Consider the following 21,215-nt stretch of genomic DNA (forward strand, 5'->3'; position numbering starts at 1 on the left):
AAGTATAAATACTAGTGTAAGCTATGGTGTCTAAGAAGGTGGTACCCCGCCTTCTGGCAGCCATATAAAATATACTTAATTTTTTATAATTTAAAGGAGGATTTCCAAATGGGTAAGGAAAAATTCGATCGTTCCAAGGAACATGCTAATATCGGTACAATTGGTCACGTTGACCATGGTAAAACTACATTAACAGCTGCTATCACAACTACTTTGCATAAGAAGTACGGCCGTGGAACAGCTATGGCTTATGACCAAATTGATGGTGCTCCAGAAGAAAGAGAGCGCGGTATCACAATCTCTACTGCACACGTTGAGTACGAAACAGATACTCGCCACTATGCACACGTTGACTGCCCAGGACATGCTGACTACGTTAAAAACATGATCACTGGTGCTGCTCAAATGGACGGCGGAATCCTAGTTGTTTCTGCTGCTGATGGCCCAATGCCACAGACTCGTGAGCACATCCTTCTTTCTCGTCAAGTTGGTGTACCATACCTAGTAGTATTCATGAACAAATGTGATATGGTAGACGACGAAGAGTTGCTTGAACTTGTAGAAATGGAAGTTCGTGACCTTCTTTCTGAATACGATTTCCCTGGTGATGATGTACCAGTAATCAAAGGTTCTGCTCTTAAAGCTCTTGAAGGAGAAGCTGAGTGGGAAGAGAAAATCTACGAACTAATGGAAGCTGTTGACAGCTATATCCCAACTCCAGAGCGTGACACTGAAAAGCCATTCATGATGCCTGTTGAGGATGTATTCTCAATCACTGGCCGTGGTACAGTTGCAACTGGACGTGTAGAGCGTGGACAAGTTAAAGTTGGAGACACTATCGACATCATCGGTCTTTCTGAGGAGCCAAAATCTACTACTGTAACTGGTGTAGAAATGTTCCGTAAGCTTCTTGACTATGCAGAAGCTGGTGACAACATCGGAGCTCTTCTTCGTGGGGTAGCTCGTGAAGACATCCAACGTGGTCAAGTACTTGCTAAGCCAGGTACAATCACTCCACACACTAACTTCAAAGCTGAAGTTTATGTTCTTTCTAAAGAAGAGGGTGGACGTCACACTCCATTCTTCACTAACTACCGTCCTCAGTTCTACTTCCGTACAACTGATGTAACTGGTATCTGTAATCTTCCTGAAGGCGTAGAAATGGTTATGCCTGGAGATAACATCGAAATGACAGTTGAACTAATCTCTCCAATCGCTATCGAAGAAGGTACTAAATTCTCTATCCGTGAGGGTGGACGTACTGTAGGCGCTGGAGTAGTTGCTACTATCCAAGAGTAGTTCTTACTCTTAGATTCATACTAAAGCAGATGGGATCCGGAGCCCATCTGCTTTTTTGTATGGTTTGATAAGTATATATGTAGAAATCATGCAGGAGCTCAATGGAAATACACATTATTTTAGGGTTGATAAAACATAAACACCATGGTAAAGACTAAAAACACCATTATAATAGGGTGATTAGCCTGTAAACACTATACTAAAAAGGATAATCCTCATTATAATAGGGTGATTAGCCTGTAAACACTATACTAAAAAGGATAATCCTCATTATAATAGGGTGATTAGCCTGTAAACACCATGCTAAAAACGATAATCCTCATTATAATAGGGTGATTAGTCTGTAAACACTATACTAAAAAGAAAAATCCTCATTATAATAGGGTGATTAGCCTGTAAACACTATACTAAAAAGGAAAATCCTCTTTATAGTAGGGTGATTAGCTTACATCCTTTGTGACAGTAAAAAAGGCCTTTCACCATTAAAAAAACCCCAGAACAAGAAATTAAACAAAAAAACCCTATTCATCAAACGTAACATACTATACAAACCATTGGGTAACTGAGATATTCTAGAATACTGGACAATGAACTTTGGCACGTTAAGAATCAGAATAAAGATATATAACTAATGAGACTAAGGTAAGATACTTCAGTCCTTTCTTAAACACTGAAAATCCCATATGAGTAACCTATCTTATAACCTTCCCCCCTATACCCAGACTAAAAGAAAAACTCCTTCTATTATAAGTAACAGCCATTGAACAGGTATCTCTCTAACTTACTCACTACACAAAATGTTCTATAAAAGTCGCAGTTTATTTCCTTCTATATATAAACAACTTAAAAAAACAAAGCACTATAATGGAAACTCGCCAACTGATGTCTGTCTATGTTCAGAAGATCGACTCGAAAACCTATTTCTATAGAAATATTTTGTAATCTCGTCTCCCCCTTGCAATCACCCATATTAATTTGTATAATTGTAAAAGTGCGCTAATAACAAAGATATTCAAGAAAATGTTGCATATCCTTTGGGAATTAGTTATAATAGACAATGTTGGTCTTTGACTGCGATGAAATGGAAGGTTGCTGACACACCCGGCCGCTTTGCCATGGCGAGTGTGTGGGAAATTTCCATGGAGAATGTCTATCTTAAAGTAGGCGATAAAGGAGGGAAAATAATGGCAAAACAAAAAATTCGTATTCGTTTAAAAGCGTATGATCACAGAATCCTGGATCAATCTGCAGAGAAAATTGTTGAAACAGCAAAGCGTTCTGGTGCGGCAGTGTCCGGCCCGATTCCGCTTCCGACTGAGAAATCAATCTACACAATTCTTCGTGCGGTCCATAAGTACAAAGATTCTCGTGAGCAGTTCGAAATGCGTACGCATAAACGCTTAATCGATATTGTTAACCCAACACCACAAACGGTTGATGCGCTAATGCGTTTAGATCTGCCATCTGGTGTCGATATTGAAATCAAATTATAATTACTATACAAAAACAATTCAGGAGGTGTGACTTATGACCAAAGGAATCTTAGGCAGAAAGATCGGTATGACTCAAGTTTTTGCTGAAAACGGTGATCTTATCCCGGTAACAGTTATCGAAGCTGCTGGAAACGTTGTTCTTCAAAAGAAGACTTCAGAGGTTGATGGATACGAAGCTATCCAAATCGGTTTTGAAGACAAACGCGAAAAGCTTTCTAACAAACCGGAAAAAGGACACGTTGCTAAAGCAGAAACTGCTCCTAAGCGCTTCGTCCGTGAATTCCGCGGAGTAAACTCTTCAGATTATGAAGTAGGTCAAGAAGTCAAAGTAGAAATTTTCGCAGAAGGCGATATCGTAGATGTAACAGGAATTTCAAAGGGTAAAGGTTTCCAAGGTGCTATCAAGCGTCATAACCAATCCCGCGGACCTATGTCCCATGGTTCCCGCTACCATCGTCGTCCTGGTTCAATGGGACCTGTTGATCCAAACCGTGTATTCAAAGGTAAATTACTACCTGGACGCATGGGCGGAGAGCAAATCACGATTCAAAACCTTGAAATCGTCAAAGTTGATGCTGAACGCAACTTGCTTCTAGTTAAAGGAAATGTTCCTGGACCTAAAAAAGCAATGCTTAAAGTTAAAACTGGCGTAAAAACAAAATAATAGAACTTTTTTGGAAAGGAGGAAACACGAATGCCGAAAGTAGCATTATTTAACCAAAGCGGATCACAAGTTGGTGATGTTGAACTTAATGATTCAGTATTTGGTATCGAACCAAACCAAAACGTACTTTATGAAGCTGTTATCATGCAAAGAGCATCTCAGCGTCAAGGTACAAGCAAAGTAAAAGGCCGTTCTGAAGTAAGAGGCGGTGGACGTAAACCATGGCGTCAAAAAGGTACTGGACGTGCACGTCAGGGATCTATCAGATCTCCACAATGGCGCGGCGGTGGTACTGTATTTGGACCGGTTCCACGCAGCTACAGCTACAAGCTTCCTAAGAAGGTTCGTCGCTTAGCTATCAAATCTGCTCTATCTTCTAAAGTAGCAGAAGAAAACATCCTAGTATTAGAATCTCTTGTTTTTGATTCTCCAAAAACAAAAGAATTCGCTGGTGTTTTGAAAAACCTTTCTGTAAACTCTAAAACATTAGTAGTAACAGAAGGAAATGAAGATTATGTAGCACTATCAGCACGTAACATTCCTGGTGTAACAGTAGTTGCAGCTAACGGAATCAGCGTACTGGACGTTGTTGCTCATGATAAATTGATCATCACTAAAGCAGCAGTTGAAAAAGTAGAGGAGGTGCTTGCATAATGGATGCACGCGATATCATTAAGCGCCCCGTAATTACAGAACTTTCAACTGATCTAATGGCTGATAAAAAATACACTTTTGAAGTCGACACTAGAGCGAACAAAACTCAAGTGAAAGATGCAGTTGAAGTGATCTTCGGCGTTAAAGTTGCAAAAGTGAACGTTATGAATTACAAAGGTAAGTTCAAGCGTATGGGACGTCATGCCGGCTATACGAACAAACGTCGTAAGGCGATCGTGACTCTTACAGCTGAAAGCAAAGAAATCGAATTCTTTGAAGTATAATCCAATAATTTAGAAGAGGAGGGAAAAACATGGCGATTAAAAAGTATAAACCAACCTCTAATGGTCGTCGCGGAATGACTACTTCTGATTTTGCAGAGATCACTACTGACAAACCAGAAAAGTCATTGCTAGCGCCTTTACACAGAAAAGGCGGCCGTAACAACCAAGGTAAGTTAACAGTTCGTCATCAAGGCGGCGGTCATAAGCGTCAATACCGTATCATCGACTTCAAACGTGATAAAGATGGTATACCAGGACGCGTTGCTACAATCGAATATGATCCTAACCGCTCAGCAAACATTGCATTAATCAACTATGTGGACGGAGAAAAGCGTTACATCCTTGCTCCTAAAACACTTCAAGTAGGTATGGAAGTAATGTCTGGCACAGAAGCAGATATTAAAGTAGGTAATGCATTACCACTTATCAATATCCCTGTAGGTACTGTAGTTCATAACATCGAACTTAAGCCAGGTAAAGGCGGACAATTGGTTCGTTCTGCTGGTACATCAGCTCAGGTTCTTGGTAAAGAAGGTAAATACGTGCTTGTACGTTTAAATTCAGGTGAGGTTCGCATGATCCTTTCATCTTGCCGCGCGACTGTAGGTCAAGTAGGTAACGAGCAGCACGAACTAATCAACATCGGTAAAGCAGGTCGTTCTCGCTGGTTAGGCAAACGCCCAACTGTACGTGGATCTGTAATGAACCCTAACGACCATCCACACGGTGGTGGTGAAGGACGCGCTCCTATCGGACGTAAATCACCAATGTCTCCATGGGGTAAACCAACTCTTGGATTCAAGACTCGTAAGAAGAAGAGCAAATCTGACAAATTTATTGTGCGCCGTCGCAAAAAATAACGGGATTGGACTACGGTTCACCTATAGAGCCGTAGAGCAATCACGAAGGGAGGTTCAAACATGGGTCGTAGCTTAAAAAAGGGACCTTTTGTTGATGATCATTTGATGGTTAAAATCGAGAAATTGAACGAAGGCGAAAAGAAGCAAGTTGTTAAAACTTGGTCACGCCGTTCAACAATTTTCCCGAATTTCATCGGTCATACAATCGCAGTTTATGATGGTCGTAAACATGTACCGGTATATGTTACAGAAGATATGGTAGGACACAAGCTTGGTGAATTCGCACCATCTCGTTCTTACAAAGGTCATGGAAATGATGACAAGAAAACAAGACGCTAATTGAGAGGAGGGTATCCTAATGCAAGCTAAAGCTGTCGCTAAAACAGTTCGTATTGCTCCTCGTAAGGTACGTTTAGTGGTTGATCTAATCCGAGGTAAGCAAGTAGGCGAAGCTGTAGCGATTTTAAATCTTACTCCTAAAGCTGCTTCTCCAGTAGTTGAGAAAGTATTAAAATCTGCTATCGCTAACGCAGAACATAACTATGACATGGACGTGAACAACTTAGTCATCTCAGATGCCTTTGTTAACGAAGGTCCAACAATGAAACGCTTCCGCCCTCGTGCGATGGGACGCGCAAGCCAAATCAACAAACGCACAAGCCACATCACAATCGTGGTATCAGAAAAGAAGGAGGGATAATTCGTGGGTCAAAAAGTACATCCAGTCGGACTGCGTGTAGGAGTTATTCGTGATTGGGAATCAAAATGGTACGCTGATAAAGATTATGCCAATCTTCTGCACGAAGACCTTAAAGTACGTGAATATATTGCGAAACGTTTAGTTGACGCTTCTGTTTCTAAAGTAGAAATCGAACGTGCGGCAAACCGCATCAATATCACAATTCATACAGCAAAACCTGGTATGGTTATCGGTAAAGGTGGTACAGAGGTTGAAGCTTTACGTAAAGCTTTGAACGAGCTTACTTCTAAGCGTGTACACATCAACATCGTTGAAATCAAGAGAGCTGACCTAGATGCCAAGCTAGTTGCAGAGAATATCGCTCGTCAATTAGAAAACCGTGTATCTTTCCGTCGTGCTCAAAAACAAACTATCCAACGTGCAATGCGCGCAGGAGCTAAGGGTATCAAAACTCAAGTATCTGGTCGTCTTGGCGGTGCAGATATCGCTCGTGCTGAACATTACAGCGAAGGAACAGTTCCACTTCATACACTTCGCGCTGACATTGATTATGCTCATGCTGAAGCTGACACAACTTACGGTAAACTTGGTGTTAAAGTATGGATCTATCGTGGAGAGGTCCTTCCTGCTAAGAAGAAATCTGAGGAAGGAGGAAAATAATTATGTTATTACCTAAACGCGTTAAGTATCGTCGTGAACATCGTGGTAAAATGCGTGGACGCGCAAAAGGCGGCCAAGAGGTTGCATTCGGTGAATATGGCCTTCAAGCTGTAGAAGCTTCTTGGATCACTAACCGACAAATCGAAGCTGCACGTATTGCTATGACTCGTTACATGAAACGTGGCGGTAAAGTGTGGATTAAAATTTTCCCTCATAAACCTTACACTGCTAAACCTCTAGAAGTCCGAATGGGTTCTGGTAAAGGTGCTCCTGAAGGCTGGGTAGCAGTAGTGAAGCCTGGCAAGATCATGTTTGAAATTGCAGGTGTATCTGAAGAGGTAGCTCGTGAGGCGCTTCGTCTTGCATCACACAAACTTCCTATCAAAACTAAGTTTGTGAAACGTGAAGAAATTGGTGGTGAATCAAATGAAAAGTAATGAAATTCGTGACCTAACCACTGCCGAAATTGATCAAAAAGTAAAATCTTTAAAAGAAGAACTATTCAACCTTCGCTTCCAGCTTGCGACAGGACAGCTTGAAAACACTGCCCGTATTCGTGAAGTACGTAAGGCGATCGCTCGTATGAAAACTGTTATCCATGAAAGAGAGATCGGGGTTAACAATCGATAAATTGAGAGGAGGTTTGCAGAATGAGTGAACGCAATCAACGTAAGGTTTACACTGGACGTGTTGTTTCCGATAAAATGGATAAAACAGTTACAGTTCTAGTTGAAACTTACAAAAAACATTCATTGTACGGCAAACGCGTAAAGTACTCTAAAAAGTTCAAGGCTCATGATGAGCAGAACGAAGCTAAAACTGGTGATGTAGTTCGTATTATGGAAACTCGCCCGCTTTCAGCTACAAAACGTTTCCGCTTACTAGAAGTAGTAGAAAAAGCAGTAATTATTTAATAAAAGTTCGGATATTTATTTTCCGAAGGGAGGTTACCTAGATGATTCAACAAGAATCTCGTTTGAAAGTTGCCGACAACTCTGGTGCTCGTGAAGTTTTGACTATTAAAGTACTTGGCGGATCTGGCCGTAAAACAGCTAATATCGGTGATGTTATCGTATGTACAGTAAAACAAGCAACACCAGGTGGCGTTGTTAAAAAAGGCGACGTAGTTAGAGCTGTTGTTGTTCGTACAAAGAGCGGTGTCCGCCGTACAGACGGAACTTACATTAAGTTTGATGAAAACGCATGTGTAATTATCCGTGATGATAAAGGACCGCGTGGTACTCGTATCTTCGGACCAGTAGCACGTGAATTGCGCGAAAATAACTTTATGAAAATTGTATCTTTAGCTCCAGAAGTTCTTTAATAGAACCTATTGTGCGTTAAGAGGAGGTGCGACTAATGCATGTAAAAAAAGGCGATAAAGTAATGGTAATCACAGGTAAAGATAAAGGTAAAACTGGTGTTGTACTAACATCACTACCTAAAAAAGACCGTGTGATCGTAGAAGGAATCAATGTTATCAAAAAACATTCAAAACCTTCTCAAGGGAATCCGCAAGGCGGAATCATCAGCCAAGAGGCACCTGTTCATGTATCGAATGTTATGCTGCTTGATCCTAAGACGAATGAACCAACTCGTATTGGATTCAAGAAGGTTGATGGTAAGAATGTACGTGTAGCAAAAAAATCTGGTGAAGTTCTAGATAAATAGTTTAAAGAAGAAGGGAGGTACTCAAATGAACCGCCTAAAAGCAAAATTTAATGACGAAATTACTCCAGCTCTAATGAGCAAATTCAGCTATAAATCAGTAATGCAGGTTCCAAAGATCGACAAAATCGTTATTAACATGGGTGTCGGCGATGCTGTTTCAAATGCAAAGTCAATGGACACTGCTGTTGAAGAATTAACACTAATCACTGGTCAAAAACCAGTTGTAACTAAAGCAAAAAAATCTATCGCAGGTTTCCGTCTTCGTGAAGGTATGCCAATCGGTGCGAAAGTAACTCTTCGCGGCGAACGCATGTATGAGTTCCTAGATAAGCTTATCTCTGTATCTCTACCTCGTGTACGTGACTTCCGCGGTATTTCTAAAAAAGCATTCGATGGTCGCGGTAACTACACTCTTGGTGTTAAAGAGCAGTTGATTTTCCCAGAGATCGATTATGATAAAGTTTCCAAAGTACGCGGAATGGATATCGTTATCGTTACTACAGCAAACTCTGATGAAGAATCACGTGAGTTATTGACACAATTCGGAATGCCATTTCAAAAGTAATCTCTAAATAAGGGAGGCGAAAATGTGGCTAAAAAATCAATGATCGCAAAACAAAAACGTGAACCTAAGCATCCTGTTCAAGGATACACTCGCTGTGAGCGTTGTGGCCGTCCACATTCAGTAATCCGCAAATTCAAACTTTGCCGTATCTGTTTCCGTGAACTTGCTTACAAGGGTCAAATTCCTGGCGTTAAAAAAGCTAGCTGGTAAAACCCTATTTTGGGAAGGAGGTAAATTAATATGACATTGACAGATCCAATTGCAGATATGCTTACTCGCATCCGTAATGCGAATATGGTACGTCACGAGAAGCTAGAAATACCTGCTTCTAACATCAAAAAAGAAATCGCAGAAATCCTTAAACGTGAAGGTTTCGTACGCGATGTGGAATTTGTTGAAGATAACAAGCAAGGTGTTATCCGCATCTTCTTAAAATACGGTTCTAATAACGAACGTGTTATCACTGGATTAAAGCGTATCTCTAAACCAGGTCTACGCGTTTATGCAAAAGCTGATGAAGTTCCTAAAGTACTTAACGGTTTGGGAGTAGCTCTTGTTTCAACTTCTCAAGGAGTTCTAACTGATAAAGAAGCTCGTGCTCAGCAAGTCGGTGGAGAAGTACTAGGATACGTTTGGTAATATTTTTGAAATGAATGGAGGTGCAACAGTATGTCACGTGTAGGTAAAAAACCTATCGAGGTGCCAGCAGGCGTTACAATCACTACTGATGCCAATAACGTAACTGTAAAAGGTCCTAAAGGTGAATTGTCTCGTACATTCAGCCCGGATATTAATATAGAAGTCCAAGAAAACGTAGTGAACATTTCTCGTCCATCTGAATCAAAAGAACATCGTTCATTACACGGAACGACTCGTGCTTTGATCGCTAATATGGTTGAAGGTGTTTCTAAAGGATTCGAAAGAAACCTTGAACTTATCGGTGTAGGTTACCGTGCTCAAAAACAAGGAACTAAGCTTGTATTGAACGTAGGTTACTCTCACCCAGTTGAATTCGAACCTGAGAATGGTATCGAAATCGAAGTTCCGGCTAACACAAAGATTTCAATCAAAGGTATCGACAAGGAGCGTGTTGGTGCGATTGCTTCCAACATCCGCGCTGTCCGTCCTCCTGAGCCTTATAAAGGCAAAGGTATCCGTTATGAAGGCGAGTTCGTACGCCGTAAAGAAGGTAAAACAGGTAAATAATGCCGCTTAGGCAGTAGAAAGGAGTGACCTTAATGATCACTAAGCCATCTAAAAACAAAACGCGTAAGAAAAGACATGCTCGTGTACGTTCTAAAATTACTGGTACAGAACAACGTCCTCGTTTAAACGTATATCGTTCAAATAAAAACATCTACGCTCAATTGATCGATGATGTTAATGGTGTAACTTTGGCAAGTGCTTCTACTGTAGATAAAGAGATCAACCTTGACTCTACTGCAAACGTAGATGCAGCAGCTCAAGTCGGTGAACTAATTGCCAAACGTGCAACTGAAAAAGGTATGAAATCAGTAGTTTTTGACCGTGGAGGTTACCTATACCACGGCCGCGTAAAAGCATTAGCCGATGCAGCTCGTGAAAACGGCTTAGAATTTTAATAAAAAAGGAGGGACATATAGATGCGTCGAATTGATCCAAACAAACTAGAACTTGAAGAACGCGTAGTAACGATCAACCGTGTTGCGAAAGTAGTTAAAGGTGGACGTCGTTTCCGCTTCGCTGCTCTTGTAGTTGTCGGAGACAAAAACGGTAACGTAGGTTTCGGTACTGGTAAAGCTCAAGAGGTACCTGATGCTATCCGTAAAGCAATTGAAGATGCGAAGAAAAATCTTGTTGAAGTGCCTATGGTAGGTGGAACTACTCCTCACCAAGTAATCGGTCGTTTTGGTGCTGGACAAATCCTTATCAAACCTGCTTCTGCCGGTACAGGAATCATCGCTGGTGGTCCGGTTCGTGCGGTACTTGAACTTGCTGGTGTTCAGGATATCCTTTCTAAATCATTGGGATCCAACACTCCAATCAACATGATCCGTGCTACAATCGAAGGTTTAAAACAATTAAAACGTGCTGAGGACGTAGCGAAATTACGTGGTAAATCAGTAGAAGAACTGTTAGGATAAGGAGGGATAACTATGGCAAACAAACTAGAAATTACCCTCACTCGCAGTGTGATTGGTCGTCCGAAAGATCAACGCGAAACAGTTAAGGCTCTGGGCTTACGTAAGCTTCATCAAACAGTTGAACAACAAGATAATGCTGCTATCCGCGGTATGGTCAATAAGGTTGCTCACTTAGTCACGGTTAAAGAAGCTTAATTAGATTCTTTGTAAATAAGGAGGTGCCGACATGAAATTACATGAATTAAAACCTGCTAAAGGTTCTCGCAAAGAGCGCAATCGTGTAGGCCGTGGAACTGGTTCTGGAAATGGTAAAACTTCCGGTAAAGGCCACAAAGGTCAAAACGCTCGTTCTGGCGGTGGAACTCGTCCTGGTTTCGAGGGTGGTCAAACACCTTTATTCCAACGTCTTCCTAAGCGCGGTTTCACAAACATCAACCGTAAAGAATTTGCAATCGTTAACCTAGATGCATTAAATCGTTTTGAAGAAGGAACAGAAGTTACTCCTGAACTTCTTATTGAAACGGGAGTAGTAAGCAGCGAAAAATCTGGAATCAAGATTCTTGGTAAAGGTAATATTGAGAAAAAGCTTACAGTAAAAGCAAACAAATTCTCATCCACTGCTAAAGAAGCAATTGAAGCTGCTGGCGGTAAAACCGAGGTGATTTAATGTTTCAGACAATCTCCAATTTTATGCGCGTGGGTGATATAAGAAACAAAATTATTTTCACCCTTCTAATGTTAGTAGTCTTTCGCTTAGGTACATTCATTCCAGTGCCAAGCGTTGACGCAGATGTGCTGAAAATGCAAGAACAAGCCGGCTTGATCGGCTTCCTGAATACATTCGGCGGAGGAGCTCTGCAAAACTTCTCGATCTTTGCTATGGGGATCATGCCGTACATCACAGCATCTATCATTGTGCAGCTTTTGCAGATGGATGTTGTGCCTAAATTTACGGAATGGTCTAAACAGGGGGATGTTGGCCGCCGTAAGTTAGCTCAGTTTACCCGTTATTTCACGATCGTATTAGGTTTTATCCAGGCTTTGGGTATGTCATATGGATTTAATCAATTGTACGGTGGATTTTTAATCCCGAACCCAAGTGTCGCGACGTACCTTTTAATTGCACTCATTTTGACTGCTGGTACGGCATTTCTATTATGGCTCGGTGAGCAGATCACTGCCAAGGGAGTTGGAAACGGTATTTCAATCTTGATTTTTGCAGGTATCGTTGCAGCTATCCCTAATGCAGTAAACCAATATTATGCATCTCAGTTAGAAGGCGCTGGTGAACAGCTGTTCCTTCGTATTGTTGTGACAATATTGATCCTATTGGCAATCGTGGCAATCACAGTGGGTGTTATCTTCATACAGCAGGCTCTGAGAAAGATTCCTATTCAATACGCTAAGCGATTGGTAGGACGCAGCCCTGTCGGAGGACAGTCGACTCACTTGCCGTTGAAAGTCAATGCTGCAGGTGTAATTCCGGTAATCTTCGCGATTTCCTTCATCATTACACCGCAAACCATCGCATCATTCTTTGGTACGAATGATGTAACAAGTACGATTCAGTATGTGTTTGATTATACGCAGCCGATCGGAATGATCATCTATGTTGCGTTGATCGTCGCATTCACGTACTTTTATGCTTTCATTCAAGTCAACCCTGAACAAATGTCAGAGAACTTGAAGAAGCAAGGTGGCTATATCCCTGGTATCCGTCCGGGTAAAACCACTCAAGAATACTTGACCAGGGTATTATATCGACTGACTTTTGTTGGAGCGATATTCTTAGCCGTCATTTCCATTCTTCCTGTTTTCTTCATAAAATTTGCAGGTCTGCCTCAGGCGGCTCAAATTGGAGGAACAAGCTTGCTGATCGTTGTGGGTGTTGCACTCGAAACGATGAAAGGGCTGGAAGCTCAGTTGGTGAAACGCCACTACAAAGGCTTCATTAAATAAAAAAAGGTTTTGGGGACGTCGGTTCCCTGAAACCCTAATAGAGACTGAGGTGGAATTCAAGTGAATATAGTTTTAATGGGTCTGCCAGGTGCAGGAAAAGGTACTCAGGCTGAAATGATCGTCGAGAAATATGGAATACCCCATATCTCAACCGGCGATATGTTCCGTGCCGCAATGAAAGAGGAAACGGAGCTGGGCTTGAAAGCTAAATCTTTTATGGATAAAGGTGAATTGGTTCCTGATGAAGTTACAATCGGAATCGTTCGTGAACGTCTCAGCAGAGAAGACTGCCATAAAGGTTTCCTTTTAGATGGTTTTCCAAGAACGGTTGCTCAGGCAGATGCTCTGGAAACTATCCTAACCGACCTGGATAAGAAAATTGATTATGTGATTAACATACAGGTAGATAAAGAAGTCTTGATGGAACGCCTGACAGGCCGTCGCATCTGCAAAAAGTGCGGCGCAACTTATCACCTAGTATTCAATCCGCCAAGTGAAGAGGGCGTTTGTGACCGCTGCGGCGGTGACCTTTATCAGCGTGCAGATGATAATGAAGAAACTGTTCAGAACCGCTTGGATGTCAATATTAAACAAACTCAGCCGCTTCTTGATTTCTATCAAGATAAGGGTTACTTAGTTAACATCGACGGCCAGAGAGATATCAAAGAGGTTTTCTCTGATATTGATGAACTAATCGGGAGCTCTCGCTAATGATCATTTGTAAAACACCTCGTGAGTTAGACATCATGCGTGAAGCTGGCAGGATTGTCGCACTTGCTCACAAGGAATTGCAAAAGCATATTGCCCCGGGAATAACGACTGGTGAATTGGATGCAATCGCTGAAAAATTCATAAGTCAAAATGGTGCAATTACTTCTTTTAAAGGTTATAATGGGTTTCGTGGCAGCATTTGTGCTTCCGTAAATGATGAATTGGTTCATGGAATTCCGGGTGACCGCACGTTGAAAAACGGTGATATTATCAGCATCGACATCGGTGCTAAATACAATGGTTATCATGGTGATTCCGCTTGGACATATCCTGTTGGAACTATAGATGACGAAACTCAAAGACTGCTGGATGTAACTGAGGAATCATTATATCTAGGCTTAAAAGAAGCAAAACCAGGTGAACGCCTATCGAACATCTCTCATTCGATTCAGACCTATGTTGAAGCAGAAGGGTTTTCCATTGTTCGTGAGTATGTCGGGCACGGTGTTGGTCAAGACTTACATGAGGATCCCCAAATTCCTCACTATGGTCCGCCAAACAGAGGTCCGCGTCTAAAGCCTGGTATGGTACTTGCTATTGAACCTATGGTAAATGCAGGCAGTCGTTATGTAAGGACATTAGTTGATAACTGGACAGTTGTTACAGTTGATGGTAAAATGTGTGCGCACTTTGAACACACAATTGCTATTACAGAAGAAGGTTACGAGATTTTAACGAAAGCCTAAGTGAAGGTGATCTGATTGATCGAGTCCGATACGACTCCATGTATAGGGCAGATCGTTTCAACCAGAAAAGGAAGAGATGCCGGGCAGTACTCGGTAATCATTCAAAAAGTGGATGAACGGTTTGTGTTAATTGCTGATGGAGATAAGCGAAAGTTTGATCGTCCTAAGAAGAAAAACATTCAACATCTCTATTTTCACAATTATATCTCTCCAGAAGTTCAGAACAGTTTAACAGAAACTGGGCGGGTGACGAATGGAAAACTGCGATACGCTCTAACAAAGTTTTTGAACGAAGTCTTAGAAGATGTTAAGAAGGGAGACGAATTCGATGGCGAAAGATGATGTAATCGAAGTGGAAGGCACAGTAGTAGAAACTTTGCCTAACGCTATGTTTAAGGTAGAATTAGAAAATGGTCATACGGTACTTGCTCACGTATCCGGTAAGATTCGTATGCACTTCATCCGAATCCTGCCAGGAGATAAAGTTACTGTTGAACTATCTCCATATGACCTGACTCGTGGAAGAGTCACTTATCGTTATAAATAATTCATTGCACTCCGTACTCTCAAGGAGGTTAGAATAAGATGAAAGTCAGACCATCCGTAAAGCCGATCTGCGAAAAATGTAAAGTTATTCGCCGTCGCGGTAAAGTCATGGTTATCTGTGAAAACCCTAAACACAAACAAAAACAAGGCTAATAAAGAAGGAGGTGCGCTTTTAATATGGCACGTATTGCTGGTGTTGATATCCCACGTGACAAACGTATTGTCATTTCATTAACATACATTTTCGGTATTGGTAAAAATACAGCTAAGAAAATTCTTGCTGAATCAGGTGTATCTGAAGATACTCGCGTTCGCGACCTGACTGATGATGAACTTGGTAAAATCCGTGATATCGTAGACAAATTGAAAGTTGAAGGAGATCTTCGTCGTGAAATCTCTCTTAACATCAAACGTCTAATGGAAATCGGTTCTTACCGTGGTCTCCGCCACCGCAGAGGTTTACCTGTTCGCGGTCAAAACACTAAAAACAACGCTCGTACTCGTAAAGGTCCTCGTAAGACTGTAGCGAACAAGAAAAAATAATAGGTAAAGGAGGTACATCTTAAAATGGCACGTAAAACTAACACTCGTAAGCGTCGTGTGAAAAAGAATATCGAATCTGGTATTGCACACATTCGTTCTACATTCAACAACACTATCGTAATGATCACTGACGTTCATGGTAATGCTGTAGCATGGTCAAGTGCAGGTTCTTTAGGGTTCAAAGGTTCTCGTAAATCGACTCCTTTTGCTGCCCAAATGGCTGCTGAAACTGCTGCAAAAGCATCCCAGGAACACGGATTAAAAACTCTTGAAGTAACAGTAAAAGGACCAGGTGCAGGCCGTGAAGCAGCAATCCGTGCTCTTCAAGCTGCAGGACTTGAAGTTACTGCAATCAGAGACGTTACTCCAGTTCCTCATAATGGATGTCGTCCGCCAAAACGTCGCCGCGTTTAATTTCTCTGTATAAATTTTGTATCCGTGTCAATAATGGATATGATAAAATGATACGTTCATAAAGAGAGGGTTAAACCAGTTGTTGGTACGCAATCGGGAACGTAAGCATGGGAAATTTCGGTGATAAACCTAAAACCGGGATTTTGACGTTTTGAAGGAGGGTAAATATTAATGATCGAAATTGAGAAACCAAAAATTGAAACGGTTGAGATCAGCGATGATGCCGCATTTGGGAAATTCGTCGTAGAACCACTCGAGCGTGGGTATGGTACAACTTTGGGTAACTCCTTACGTCGTATCCTATTGTCCTCACTCCCTGGTGCTGCTGTAACGTCCATTCAGATTGATGGCGTACTGCATGAATTTTCAACAATTGAAGGTGTCGTGGAAGACGTAACGACAATCATCATGAATATCAAAAAGCTTGCTCTGAAGATTTACTCTGATGAAGAGAAAACGCTTGAAATCGATGTACCAGGTGAAGGCGTAGTAACAGCTGCTGATATTACTCATGATAGTGATGTTGAAGTCCTTAATCCGGACCTGCACATTGCTACATTGTCTACTAACAGCAACTTCCGTATGCGTCTGACTGCTCAACGAGGTCGAGGATATACACCTGCTGTTCAAAACAAACGTGAGGACCTGCCAATCGGCGTGATCCCAATCGACTCAATTTACACTCCAGTTTCACGCGTTAACTATCAAGTAGAAAACACTCGTGTTGGTCAGTTGACTAACTTTGATAAGCTTTCTCTTGATGTTTGGACTGACGGAAGCATTGGCCCTAAAGAAGCAATTTCTATTGGCGCCAAGATTCTAAATGAGCATCTTAACATTTTTGTCGGTCTTACTGACGAAGCTCAGAATGCTGAAATCATGGTAGAAAAAGAAGAGGATCAAAAAGAGAAAGTTCTTGAAATGACTATAGAAGAACTAGATCTATCTGTTCGTTCATATAACTGCTTGAAGCGCGCTGGAATCAACACTGTTCAGGAACTTGCCAACAAGACTGAAGAAGATATGATGAAAGTTCGCAACTTGGGACGTAAATCCTTGGAAGAAGTAAAAGTTAAGCTTGAAGACTTGGGCTTAGGTTTACGCAAGGACGACTGAGTTAGGCAAAACGTTATTTAACGATCTAACAAAGGAGGGAATCTTAAATGGCATACAGAAAGTTAGGACGTACTAGCGCTCAACGAAAAGCAATGCTTCGCGATTTGGCTACTGACCTAATCATCAACGAACGTATCGAAACAACAGAAGCTCGTGCAAAAGAACTTCGCTCAGTTGTTGAGAAAATGATCACATTAGGAAAACGTGGTGACTTGCATGCACGTCGTCAAGCGTCAAGCTTCATCCGTCATGAAGTAGCTAACGCTGAAGAGAACCAAGATGCAGTTCAAAAGTTATTCGCTGACATCGCTGGCCGCTACACAGAGCGTCAAGGCGGATACACTCGTATCATGAAGCTTGGACCTCGCCGTGGTGACGGTGCTCCAATGGTTATCATTGAGCTAGTATAATTTCATTTTACACAACGAGGGCAGGACAGTTATTTTGTTAACTGCTTCTAGCCCTTTTTGTTTACACCCTGGTCAATACACAAAAAGCAGAGCGTTATGATGGGCATTCTCAGAAATGACCCGTCTAGCTCCATGCACCTCTTCCAGCTTCTATTTGATAGAAGTCCGTTCCTGCAGTGAACAAGACAGCCGCGGCTGTTTTTGGAACGAGGTGCAGGCTTTTTTTTGTATTGGGGACCTTTTAAGTGGCGGGAACTCCATTAAAAGTAGTTTTCCCATTTGCTCTGAAATTAAAAGAGAACACAATGAGCTTAGAAGAGATTAGAGGAGGGATCACTATGACAGAACGCATTTCAATAGAGAACGTGAGCTACCGTTATAATGATCAAGAAGGATATGCATTAAATGATATCTCCTTAAAAGTATATGATTCTGAATGGCTGGCCATTGTCGGGCATAATGGTTCCGGCAAATCGACATTGGCCAAGATGCTCAATGGATTGCTGTTTCCTGAGAATGGGGCCGTTACCGTTGATGGCATCTCCCTGACTGAAGAAAGTGTATGGGATATCAGAGCAAAGGTCGGAATGGTTTTTCAAAATCCCGATAATCAATTTGTGGGTACTACCGTTGAAGATGATGTGGCTTTTGGTTTAGAAAATCACGGAATCGCCCAGGATGCCATGGCAGAGAGAGTCCTTGGAGCTCTTAAGTTGGTCAAAATGAGTGATTTTCTTAATCAAGAACCTCACCACCTCTCTGGAGGACAGAAGCAGCGTGTGGCTATTGCCGGTGTGGTTGCCTTAAGACCGGACATCATTATCCTGGATGAGGCCACCTCCATGCTGGATCCCCAAGGAAGACAGGAAGTGTTAGCAACGATCCGTGAGCTAAAAGAAAACAGCCGTCTTACTGTCATTTCGATTACCCATGACCTGGAGGAGGCAGCAAAGGCTGACAGGATGGTCGTTTTGAATAAAGGAGAGGTGTTCAAAGAAGGAACTCCTTTGGAGATTTTCAAGCTTGATGAAGAATTAACTGCCCTGGGACTGGATATCCCCTTTCCCGGCAGGATGGCAAAAGCGTTGAGAAACAGTGGGATTGCTCTGGCAGATACCTATTTGACACAAGAAGAATTGGTGAGGGATTTATGGACATATCACTCGAAAAAGTAGAATACCGTTATTCCGCAGGCACCCCTTTTGAAAAGCTGGCACTTAAGGATCTCAACCTCCTTCTGCCTTCAAAAAAGTATACAGCGGTCATAGGGCATACCGGTTCGGGAAAATCCACTCTTCTTCAGCACTTGAATGCTCTATTGAAACCGACAGCAGGAAAAGTAGTCATAGGAGAATATGAAATAACTCCCAAAAAGAAAAATAAACAATTAAAGCCAATCAGGAAACGCGTAGGTATCGTGTTCCAATTTCCTGAACATCAACTGTTTGAAGAAACAGTATTAAAAGATATATGCTACGGCCCTCTTAACTTTGGCGCCACACAGGAAGAGGCAGAAAGAAGAGCGAAGGAATTAATTCGGATTGTAGGGATGAATGAGGATGTACTGGAGCGCTCTCCTTTTGATCTTTCAGGGGGACAAAAAAGAAGAGTGGCCATTGCAGGCGTCCTAGCAATGGAGCCGGATGTGCTGGTACTGGATGAACCAACAGCAGGTCTTGACCCAAGGGGAAGGACAGAAATCATGGAGATGTTTCATCGGATCCATAGAGAAAAAGGTCTGACTACTGTACTTGTCACACACAGTATGGAAGATGCTGCTCAGTATGCGGATGAAATCGTCATTATGCAAAAAGGCAAGCTTGTGGGGAAAGGATCTCCTCAAGATATTTTCTCAAAACCGGAATGGTTGTTTTCACTTGGGCTGGATGTGCCGGAAGTGGTGAAATTCCAATATAGTATGGAGCAGAAGCTTGGAATGAAATTCAGTAAGACATGTCTGACCATCGAAGAATTGGCTGCCGAAATGGGAGCCATCTCAGAACGCGGTGAACAGCCATGATGGATAAAATGATATTCGGCCGTTATATACCGAGCGATTCATTTGTACACCGAATGGATCCGCGCTCTAAGTTAATTTTTATTTTTGCCTTTATATGTATAGTTTTTCTTGCGAATAATGCTGTCACCTATGCAGTACTTGGAGCTTTTACGCTGAGTGCCATGCTCTCGGTAAAGGTTCCGCTGAAGTTTCTCCTTGGAGGACTGAAGCCGGTGATGTGGCTCGTGCTGTTCACTTTTCTTCTTCATATCTTTTTTACTAAAGAGGGAGAGGTCCTGGCAGACTTCGGCTTTATCAAAATCTATGAAGAGGGTCTCAGGCAGGCTGTATTCATTTCTTTAAGATTCACCTATTTAATCATTGTGACAACCCTATTAACGCTTACCACCTCGCCCATCTCCATTACGGACGGTCTCGAGACCCTGCTGAACCCGTTGAAGAAGATCAGGTTTCCGGTGCACGAGATGGCACTGATGATGAGTATATCCCTCCGCTTCATTCCTACACTAATGGAAGAAACGGACAAGATCATCAAGGCTCAGACAGCCCGAGGAGCAGAACTGGCCACAGGACCGGTTAAAGAGAGGATCAAGTCCATTGTACCCCTGTTAATCCCGTTGTTCGTCAGTGCGTTCAAAAGGGCAGAGGATCTGGCGACGGCCATGGAAGCCAGAGGGTATAAAGGCGGCGAAGGCAGGACGAAATACCGGGTTTTGAGATGGACTGGAACCGACACGGCTGTCCTGGGATCCCTCGTGGTACTGGCCGCGGTCCTATTAGTATTAAGAGGATAATGGGAGTGTTTCTATGCAGCGAATAAAGTGTACTGTGGCCTATGATGGCTCCCCGTTTGCAGGGTATCAGGTGCAGCCGGGGAAACGTACGGTCCAGCTCGAAATTGAAAAGGCCTTAAGCAGCATCCATAAAGGGGAAGAGTTGAGAATCACGGCCTCTGGAAGAACAGATGCCGGAGTCCATGCTAAGGGGCAGGTTTTTCACTTTGATACAAAGCTCTCTATTCCCGAGGACAAGTGGCCTGCTGTGCTGAACAGTAAGCTGCCATCGGAAATTGTGGTCCGTTCAGCAGAAATGGTTCCGGAAGATTTCCATGCCCGTTTTTCGGCAGTGAAAAAAGAGTACCGGTATTCTGTTTACCGTAGTAGAACAGCAGATCCTTTTAAAAGGAACTTCGCCTTGCACTACCCGTTTCACCTGAATTTAGAAGAAATGCATAAGGCAGCGGAGCATTTAATAGGTGAGCATGACTTTACCAGTTTCTGTTCTGCTAAGACGGATGTGGAAGATAAGGTCAGGACACTATACAAAATTGATATAAGCGAAAGGGAAGATGAACTAACTTTTGCGTATACCGGGAATGGCTTCCTCTATAATATGGTCCGGATCCTGTCCGGCACCTTGCTGGATGTGGGAAGGGGCAAGTACAGCGCGGAAGAGGCGGGCGCCATGCTAAAGGCAAGAGACCGCAGTGCAGCAGGGAAAACCGCTGCTCCTCAAGGGTTGTATTTGTGGAAGGTTTTTTACTGAGGGTTGTAAAATGGTTAGCTTCTCCTCTTTGCAAAGAAGAAAAACCGTATTCTTTGCACCTGAAAATTCTTGACTGAACAGAGGATTTAGAAAAGCTTTTATACTTTTTTTCTAAAACAACTAATCCAGGTGTAACATTCCCTTGACATCCCGGCGTGAACAAGATATTATAACATATGGTATGTTATTAACCCCACGATAAGCCCCGGAATCTTATTGTGATTAAAGATAT

Annotated in this window: 36 protein-coding genes; all 36 read left to right on the forward strand. The window is 42.3% G+C overall.

What is annotated here, in order from left to right:
- Window positions 1-108: 108 nt before the first annotated feature.
- The 36 genes from tuf (at window position 109) to truA (ending at window position 20,983) form a co-directional block, all read left to right on the forward strand.
- A complete protein-coding gene (gene tuf / locus FZC78_RS20335; protein WP_148941932.1) occupies window positions 109-1,299 on the forward strand; it encodes an elongation factor Tu in 1,191 nt (396 codons plus the stop codon).
- Window positions 1,300-2,483: 1,184 nt separating this feature from the next.
- Window positions 2,484-2,792 (forward strand): 30S ribosomal protein S10, encoded by a 309-nt coding sequence (gene rpsJ, locus FZC78_RS20345; RefSeq protein WP_034676072.1) that lies wholly within the window; start codon window positions 2,484-2,486, stop codon window positions 2,790-2,792.
- A 34-nt stretch (window positions 2,793-2,826) separates the two neighbouring features.
- Window positions 2,827-3,456 (forward strand): 50S ribosomal protein L3, encoded by a 630-nt coding sequence (gene rplC, locus FZC78_RS20350; protein ID WP_148941934.1) that lies wholly within the window; start codon window positions 2,827-2,829, stop codon window positions 3,454-3,456.
- A gap of 30 nt (window positions 3,457-3,486) precedes the next feature.
- Window positions 3,487-4,110: a 50S ribosomal protein L4 gene (gene rplD / locus FZC78_RS20355; RefSeq protein WP_148941935.1), complete on the forward strand. Its 624-nt coding sequence runs from the start codon at window positions 3,487-3,489 to the stop codon at window positions 4,108-4,110.
- Window positions 4,110-4,394, forward strand: coding sequence for a 50S ribosomal protein L23 (rplW, locus tag FZC78_RS20360; protein ID WP_148941936.1), 285 nt, complete (start codon window positions 4,110-4,112; stop codon window positions 4,392-4,394). The genes rplD and rplW overlap by 1 nt, the downstream gene beginning before the upstream one ends.
- A gap of 29 nt (window positions 4,395-4,423) precedes the next feature.
- Entirely contained in the window at window positions 4,424-5,254 is an 831-nt protein-coding gene (gene rplB / locus FZC78_RS20365) for a 50S ribosomal protein L2 (protein ID WP_148941937.1), read from the forward strand.
- A gap of 60 nt (window positions 5,255-5,314) precedes the next feature.
- Entirely contained in the window at window positions 5,315-5,593 is a 279-nt protein-coding gene (gene rpsS / locus FZC78_RS20370) for a 30S ribosomal protein S19 (RefSeq protein ID WP_113929759.1), read from the forward strand.
- Between the two features lie 19 nt (window positions 5,594-5,612).
- Window positions 5,613-5,954 carry a 50S ribosomal protein L22 gene (gene rplV / locus FZC78_RS20375; RefSeq protein WP_006838981.1) on the forward strand — a complete coding sequence of 114 codons (342 nt, stop codon included), beginning with the start codon at window positions 5,613-5,615 and terminating at the stop codon, window positions 5,952-5,954.
- 3 nt (window positions 5,955-5,957) lie between these two features.
- On the forward strand, window positions 5,958-6,614 hold the full coding sequence (rpsC, locus tag FZC78_RS20380) for a 30S ribosomal protein S3 (RefSeq protein WP_119548617.1): 657 nt from the start codon (window positions 5,958-5,960) through the stop codon (window positions 6,612-6,614).
- Window positions 6,615-6,616: 2 nt separating this feature from the next.
- Window positions 6,617-7,051, forward strand: a complete 435-nt coding sequence (gene rplP / locus FZC78_RS20385; protein WP_148941938.1) for a 50S ribosomal protein L16 — start codon at window positions 6,617-6,619, stop codon at window positions 7,049-7,051.
- The gene (gene rpmC, locus FZC78_RS20390; protein ID WP_148941939.1) at window positions 7,041-7,244 is read left to right on the forward strand and encodes a 50S ribosomal protein L29; all 204 of its coding nucleotides are present in this window, start codon (window positions 7,041-7,043) and stop codon (window positions 7,242-7,244) included. The genes rplP and rpmC overlap by 11 nt, the downstream gene beginning before the upstream one ends.
- Window positions 7,245-7,264: 20 nt before the next feature.
- The gene (gene rpsQ, locus FZC78_RS20395) at window positions 7,265-7,528 is read left to right on the forward strand and encodes a 30S ribosomal protein S17 (protein WP_148941940.1); all 264 of its coding nucleotides are present in this window, start codon (window positions 7,265-7,267) and stop codon (window positions 7,526-7,528) included.
- Window positions 7,529-7,569: 41 nt separating this feature from the next.
- Window positions 7,570-7,938 (forward strand): 50S ribosomal protein L14, encoded by a 369-nt coding sequence (gene rplN, locus FZC78_RS20400; RefSeq protein WP_006838978.1) that lies wholly within the window; start codon window positions 7,570-7,572, stop codon window positions 7,936-7,938.
- Between the two features lie 35 nt (window positions 7,939-7,973).
- Window positions 7,974-8,285: a 50S ribosomal protein L24 gene (rplX, locus tag FZC78_RS20405; protein WP_148941941.1), complete on the forward strand. Its 312-nt coding sequence runs from the start codon at window positions 7,974-7,976 to the stop codon at window positions 8,283-8,285.
- Between the two features lie 25 nt (window positions 8,286-8,310).
- Window positions 8,311-8,850 carry a 50S ribosomal protein L5 gene (rplE, locus tag FZC78_RS20410; protein WP_148941942.1) on the forward strand — a complete coding sequence of 180 codons (540 nt, stop codon included), beginning with the start codon at window positions 8,311-8,313 and terminating at the stop codon, window positions 8,848-8,850.
- 24 nt (window positions 8,851-8,874) lie between these two features.
- A complete protein-coding gene (locus FZC78_RS20415) occupies window positions 8,875-9,060 on the forward strand; it encodes a type Z 30S ribosomal protein S14 (protein ID WP_113929767.1) in 186 nt (61 codons plus the stop codon).
- A 30-nt stretch (window positions 9,061-9,090) separates the two neighbouring features.
- Window positions 9,091-9,489, forward strand: a complete 399-nt coding sequence (gene rpsH, locus FZC78_RS20420; protein WP_113929768.1) for a 30S ribosomal protein S8 — start codon at window positions 9,091-9,093, stop codon at window positions 9,487-9,489.
- Between the two features lie 30 nt (window positions 9,490-9,519).
- Window positions 9,520-10,056 carry a 50S ribosomal protein L6 gene (gene rplF / locus FZC78_RS20425; RefSeq protein WP_148941943.1) on the forward strand — a complete coding sequence of 179 codons (537 nt, stop codon included), beginning with the start codon at window positions 9,520-9,522 and terminating at the stop codon, window positions 10,054-10,056.
- Window positions 10,057-10,088: 32 nt separating this feature from the next.
- Window positions 10,089-10,451, forward strand: a complete 363-nt coding sequence (gene rplR / locus FZC78_RS20430; RefSeq protein WP_148941944.1) for a 50S ribosomal protein L18 — start codon at window positions 10,089-10,091, stop codon at window positions 10,449-10,451.
- A gap of 21 nt (window positions 10,452-10,472) precedes the next feature.
- Window positions 10,473-10,973: a 30S ribosomal protein S5 gene (gene rpsE, locus FZC78_RS20435; RefSeq protein ID WP_148941945.1), complete on the forward strand. Its 501-nt coding sequence runs from the start codon at window positions 10,473-10,475 to the stop codon at window positions 10,971-10,973.
- A gap of 12 nt (window positions 10,974-10,985) precedes the next feature.
- Window positions 10,986-11,168, forward strand: a complete 183-nt coding sequence (rpmD, locus tag FZC78_RS20440; RefSeq protein ID WP_113929772.1) for a 50S ribosomal protein L30 — start codon at window positions 10,986-10,988, stop codon at window positions 11,166-11,168.
- 31 nt (window positions 11,169-11,199) lie between these two features.
- Complete coding sequence (gene rplO, locus FZC78_RS20445; protein WP_113929773.1) at window positions 11,200-11,640, forward strand: 50S ribosomal protein L15; 441 nt, start codon at window positions 11,200-11,202, stop codon at window positions 11,638-11,640.
- Entirely contained in the window at window positions 11,640-12,932 is a 1,293-nt protein-coding gene (gene secY, locus FZC78_RS20450) for a preprotein translocase subunit SecY (protein ID WP_148941946.1), read from the forward strand. Before rplO ends, secY begins: the two co-directional genes overlap by 1 nt.
- A 60-nt stretch (window positions 12,933-12,992) precedes the next feature.
- Window positions 12,993-13,643 carry an adenylate kinase gene (locus FZC78_RS20455; RefSeq protein ID WP_148941947.1) on the forward strand — a complete coding sequence of 217 codons (651 nt, stop codon included), beginning with the start codon at window positions 12,993-12,995 and terminating at the stop codon, window positions 13,641-13,643.
- Window positions 13,643-14,389 (forward strand): type I methionyl aminopeptidase, encoded by a 747-nt coding sequence (gene map / locus FZC78_RS20460; protein WP_148941948.1) that lies wholly within the window; start codon window positions 13,643-13,645, stop codon window positions 14,387-14,389. The genes FZC78_RS20455 and map overlap by 1 nt, the downstream gene beginning before the upstream one ends.
- A 15-nt stretch (window positions 14,390-14,404) precedes the next feature.
- Window positions 14,405-14,731 (forward strand): KOW domain-containing RNA-binding protein, encoded by a 327-nt coding sequence (locus tag FZC78_RS20465; protein WP_148941949.1) that lies wholly within the window; start codon window positions 14,405-14,407, stop codon window positions 14,729-14,731.
- Window positions 14,718-14,936, forward strand: coding sequence for a translation initiation factor IF-1 (gene infA, locus FZC78_RS20470; RefSeq protein ID WP_113929778.1), 219 nt, complete (start codon window positions 14,718-14,720; stop codon window positions 14,934-14,936). The genes FZC78_RS20465 and infA overlap by 14 nt, the downstream gene beginning before the upstream one ends.
- Window positions 14,937-14,974: 38 nt before the next feature.
- The gene (gene rpmJ, locus FZC78_RS20475) at window positions 14,975-15,088 is read left to right on the forward strand and encodes a 50S ribosomal protein L36 (RefSeq protein WP_000868344.1); all 114 of its coding nucleotides are present in this window, start codon (window positions 14,975-14,977) and stop codon (window positions 15,086-15,088) included.
- Window positions 15,089-15,112: 24 nt separating this feature from the next.
- Window positions 15,113-15,478 carry a 30S ribosomal protein S13 gene (gene rpsM, locus FZC78_RS20480; RefSeq protein WP_148941950.1) on the forward strand — a complete coding sequence of 122 codons (366 nt, stop codon included), beginning with the start codon at window positions 15,113-15,115 and terminating at the stop codon, window positions 15,476-15,478.
- Between the two features lie 24 nt (window positions 15,479-15,502).
- Entirely contained in the window at window positions 15,503-15,892 is a 390-nt protein-coding gene (gene rpsK, locus FZC78_RS20485; protein ID WP_113929780.1) for a 30S ribosomal protein S11, read from the forward strand.
- A gap of 171 nt (window positions 15,893-16,063) precedes the next feature.
- On the forward strand, window positions 16,064-17,008 hold the full coding sequence (locus FZC78_RS20490; RefSeq protein WP_148941951.1) for a DNA-directed RNA polymerase subunit alpha: 945 nt from the start codon (window positions 16,064-16,066) through the stop codon (window positions 17,006-17,008).
- A 47-nt stretch (window positions 17,009-17,055) separates the two neighbouring features.
- The gene (gene rplQ / locus FZC78_RS20495) at window positions 17,056-17,418 is read left to right on the forward strand and encodes a 50S ribosomal protein L17 (RefSeq protein WP_148941952.1); all 363 of its coding nucleotides are present in this window, start codon (window positions 17,056-17,058) and stop codon (window positions 17,416-17,418) included.
- Window positions 17,419-17,756: 338 nt separating this feature from the next.
- Window positions 17,757-18,593, forward strand: a complete 837-nt coding sequence (locus FZC78_RS20500; protein ID WP_148941953.1) for an energy-coupling factor ABC transporter ATP-binding protein — start codon at window positions 17,757-17,759, stop codon at window positions 18,591-18,593.
- A complete protein-coding gene (locus tag FZC78_RS20505; protein WP_148941954.1) occupies window positions 18,569-19,438 on the forward strand; it encodes an energy-coupling factor ABC transporter ATP-binding protein in 870 nt (289 codons plus the stop codon). The genes FZC78_RS20500 and FZC78_RS20505 overlap by 25 nt, the downstream gene beginning before the upstream one ends.
- The gene (locus FZC78_RS20510; RefSeq protein ID WP_148941955.1) at window positions 19,435-20,232 is read left to right on the forward strand and encodes an energy-coupling factor transporter transmembrane component T family protein; all 798 of its coding nucleotides are present in this window, start codon (window positions 19,435-19,437) and stop codon (window positions 20,230-20,232) included. The genes FZC78_RS20505 and FZC78_RS20510 overlap by 4 nt, the downstream gene beginning before the upstream one ends.
- 13 nt (window positions 20,233-20,245) lie before the next feature.
- Window positions 20,246-20,983: a tRNA pseudouridine(38-40) synthase TruA gene (truA, locus tag FZC78_RS20515; RefSeq protein WP_148941956.1), complete on the forward strand. Its 738-nt coding sequence runs from the start codon at window positions 20,246-20,248 to the stop codon at window positions 20,981-20,983.
- Window positions 20,984-21,215 lie beyond the last annotated feature (232 nt).

Origin of the sequence: Rossellomorea vietnamensis, assembly GCF_008180415.1 — a bacterium.
GTDB classification, from domain to species: Bacteria; Bacillota; Bacilli; order Bacillales; family Bacillaceae_B; genus Rossellomorea; species Rossellomorea vietnamensis_C.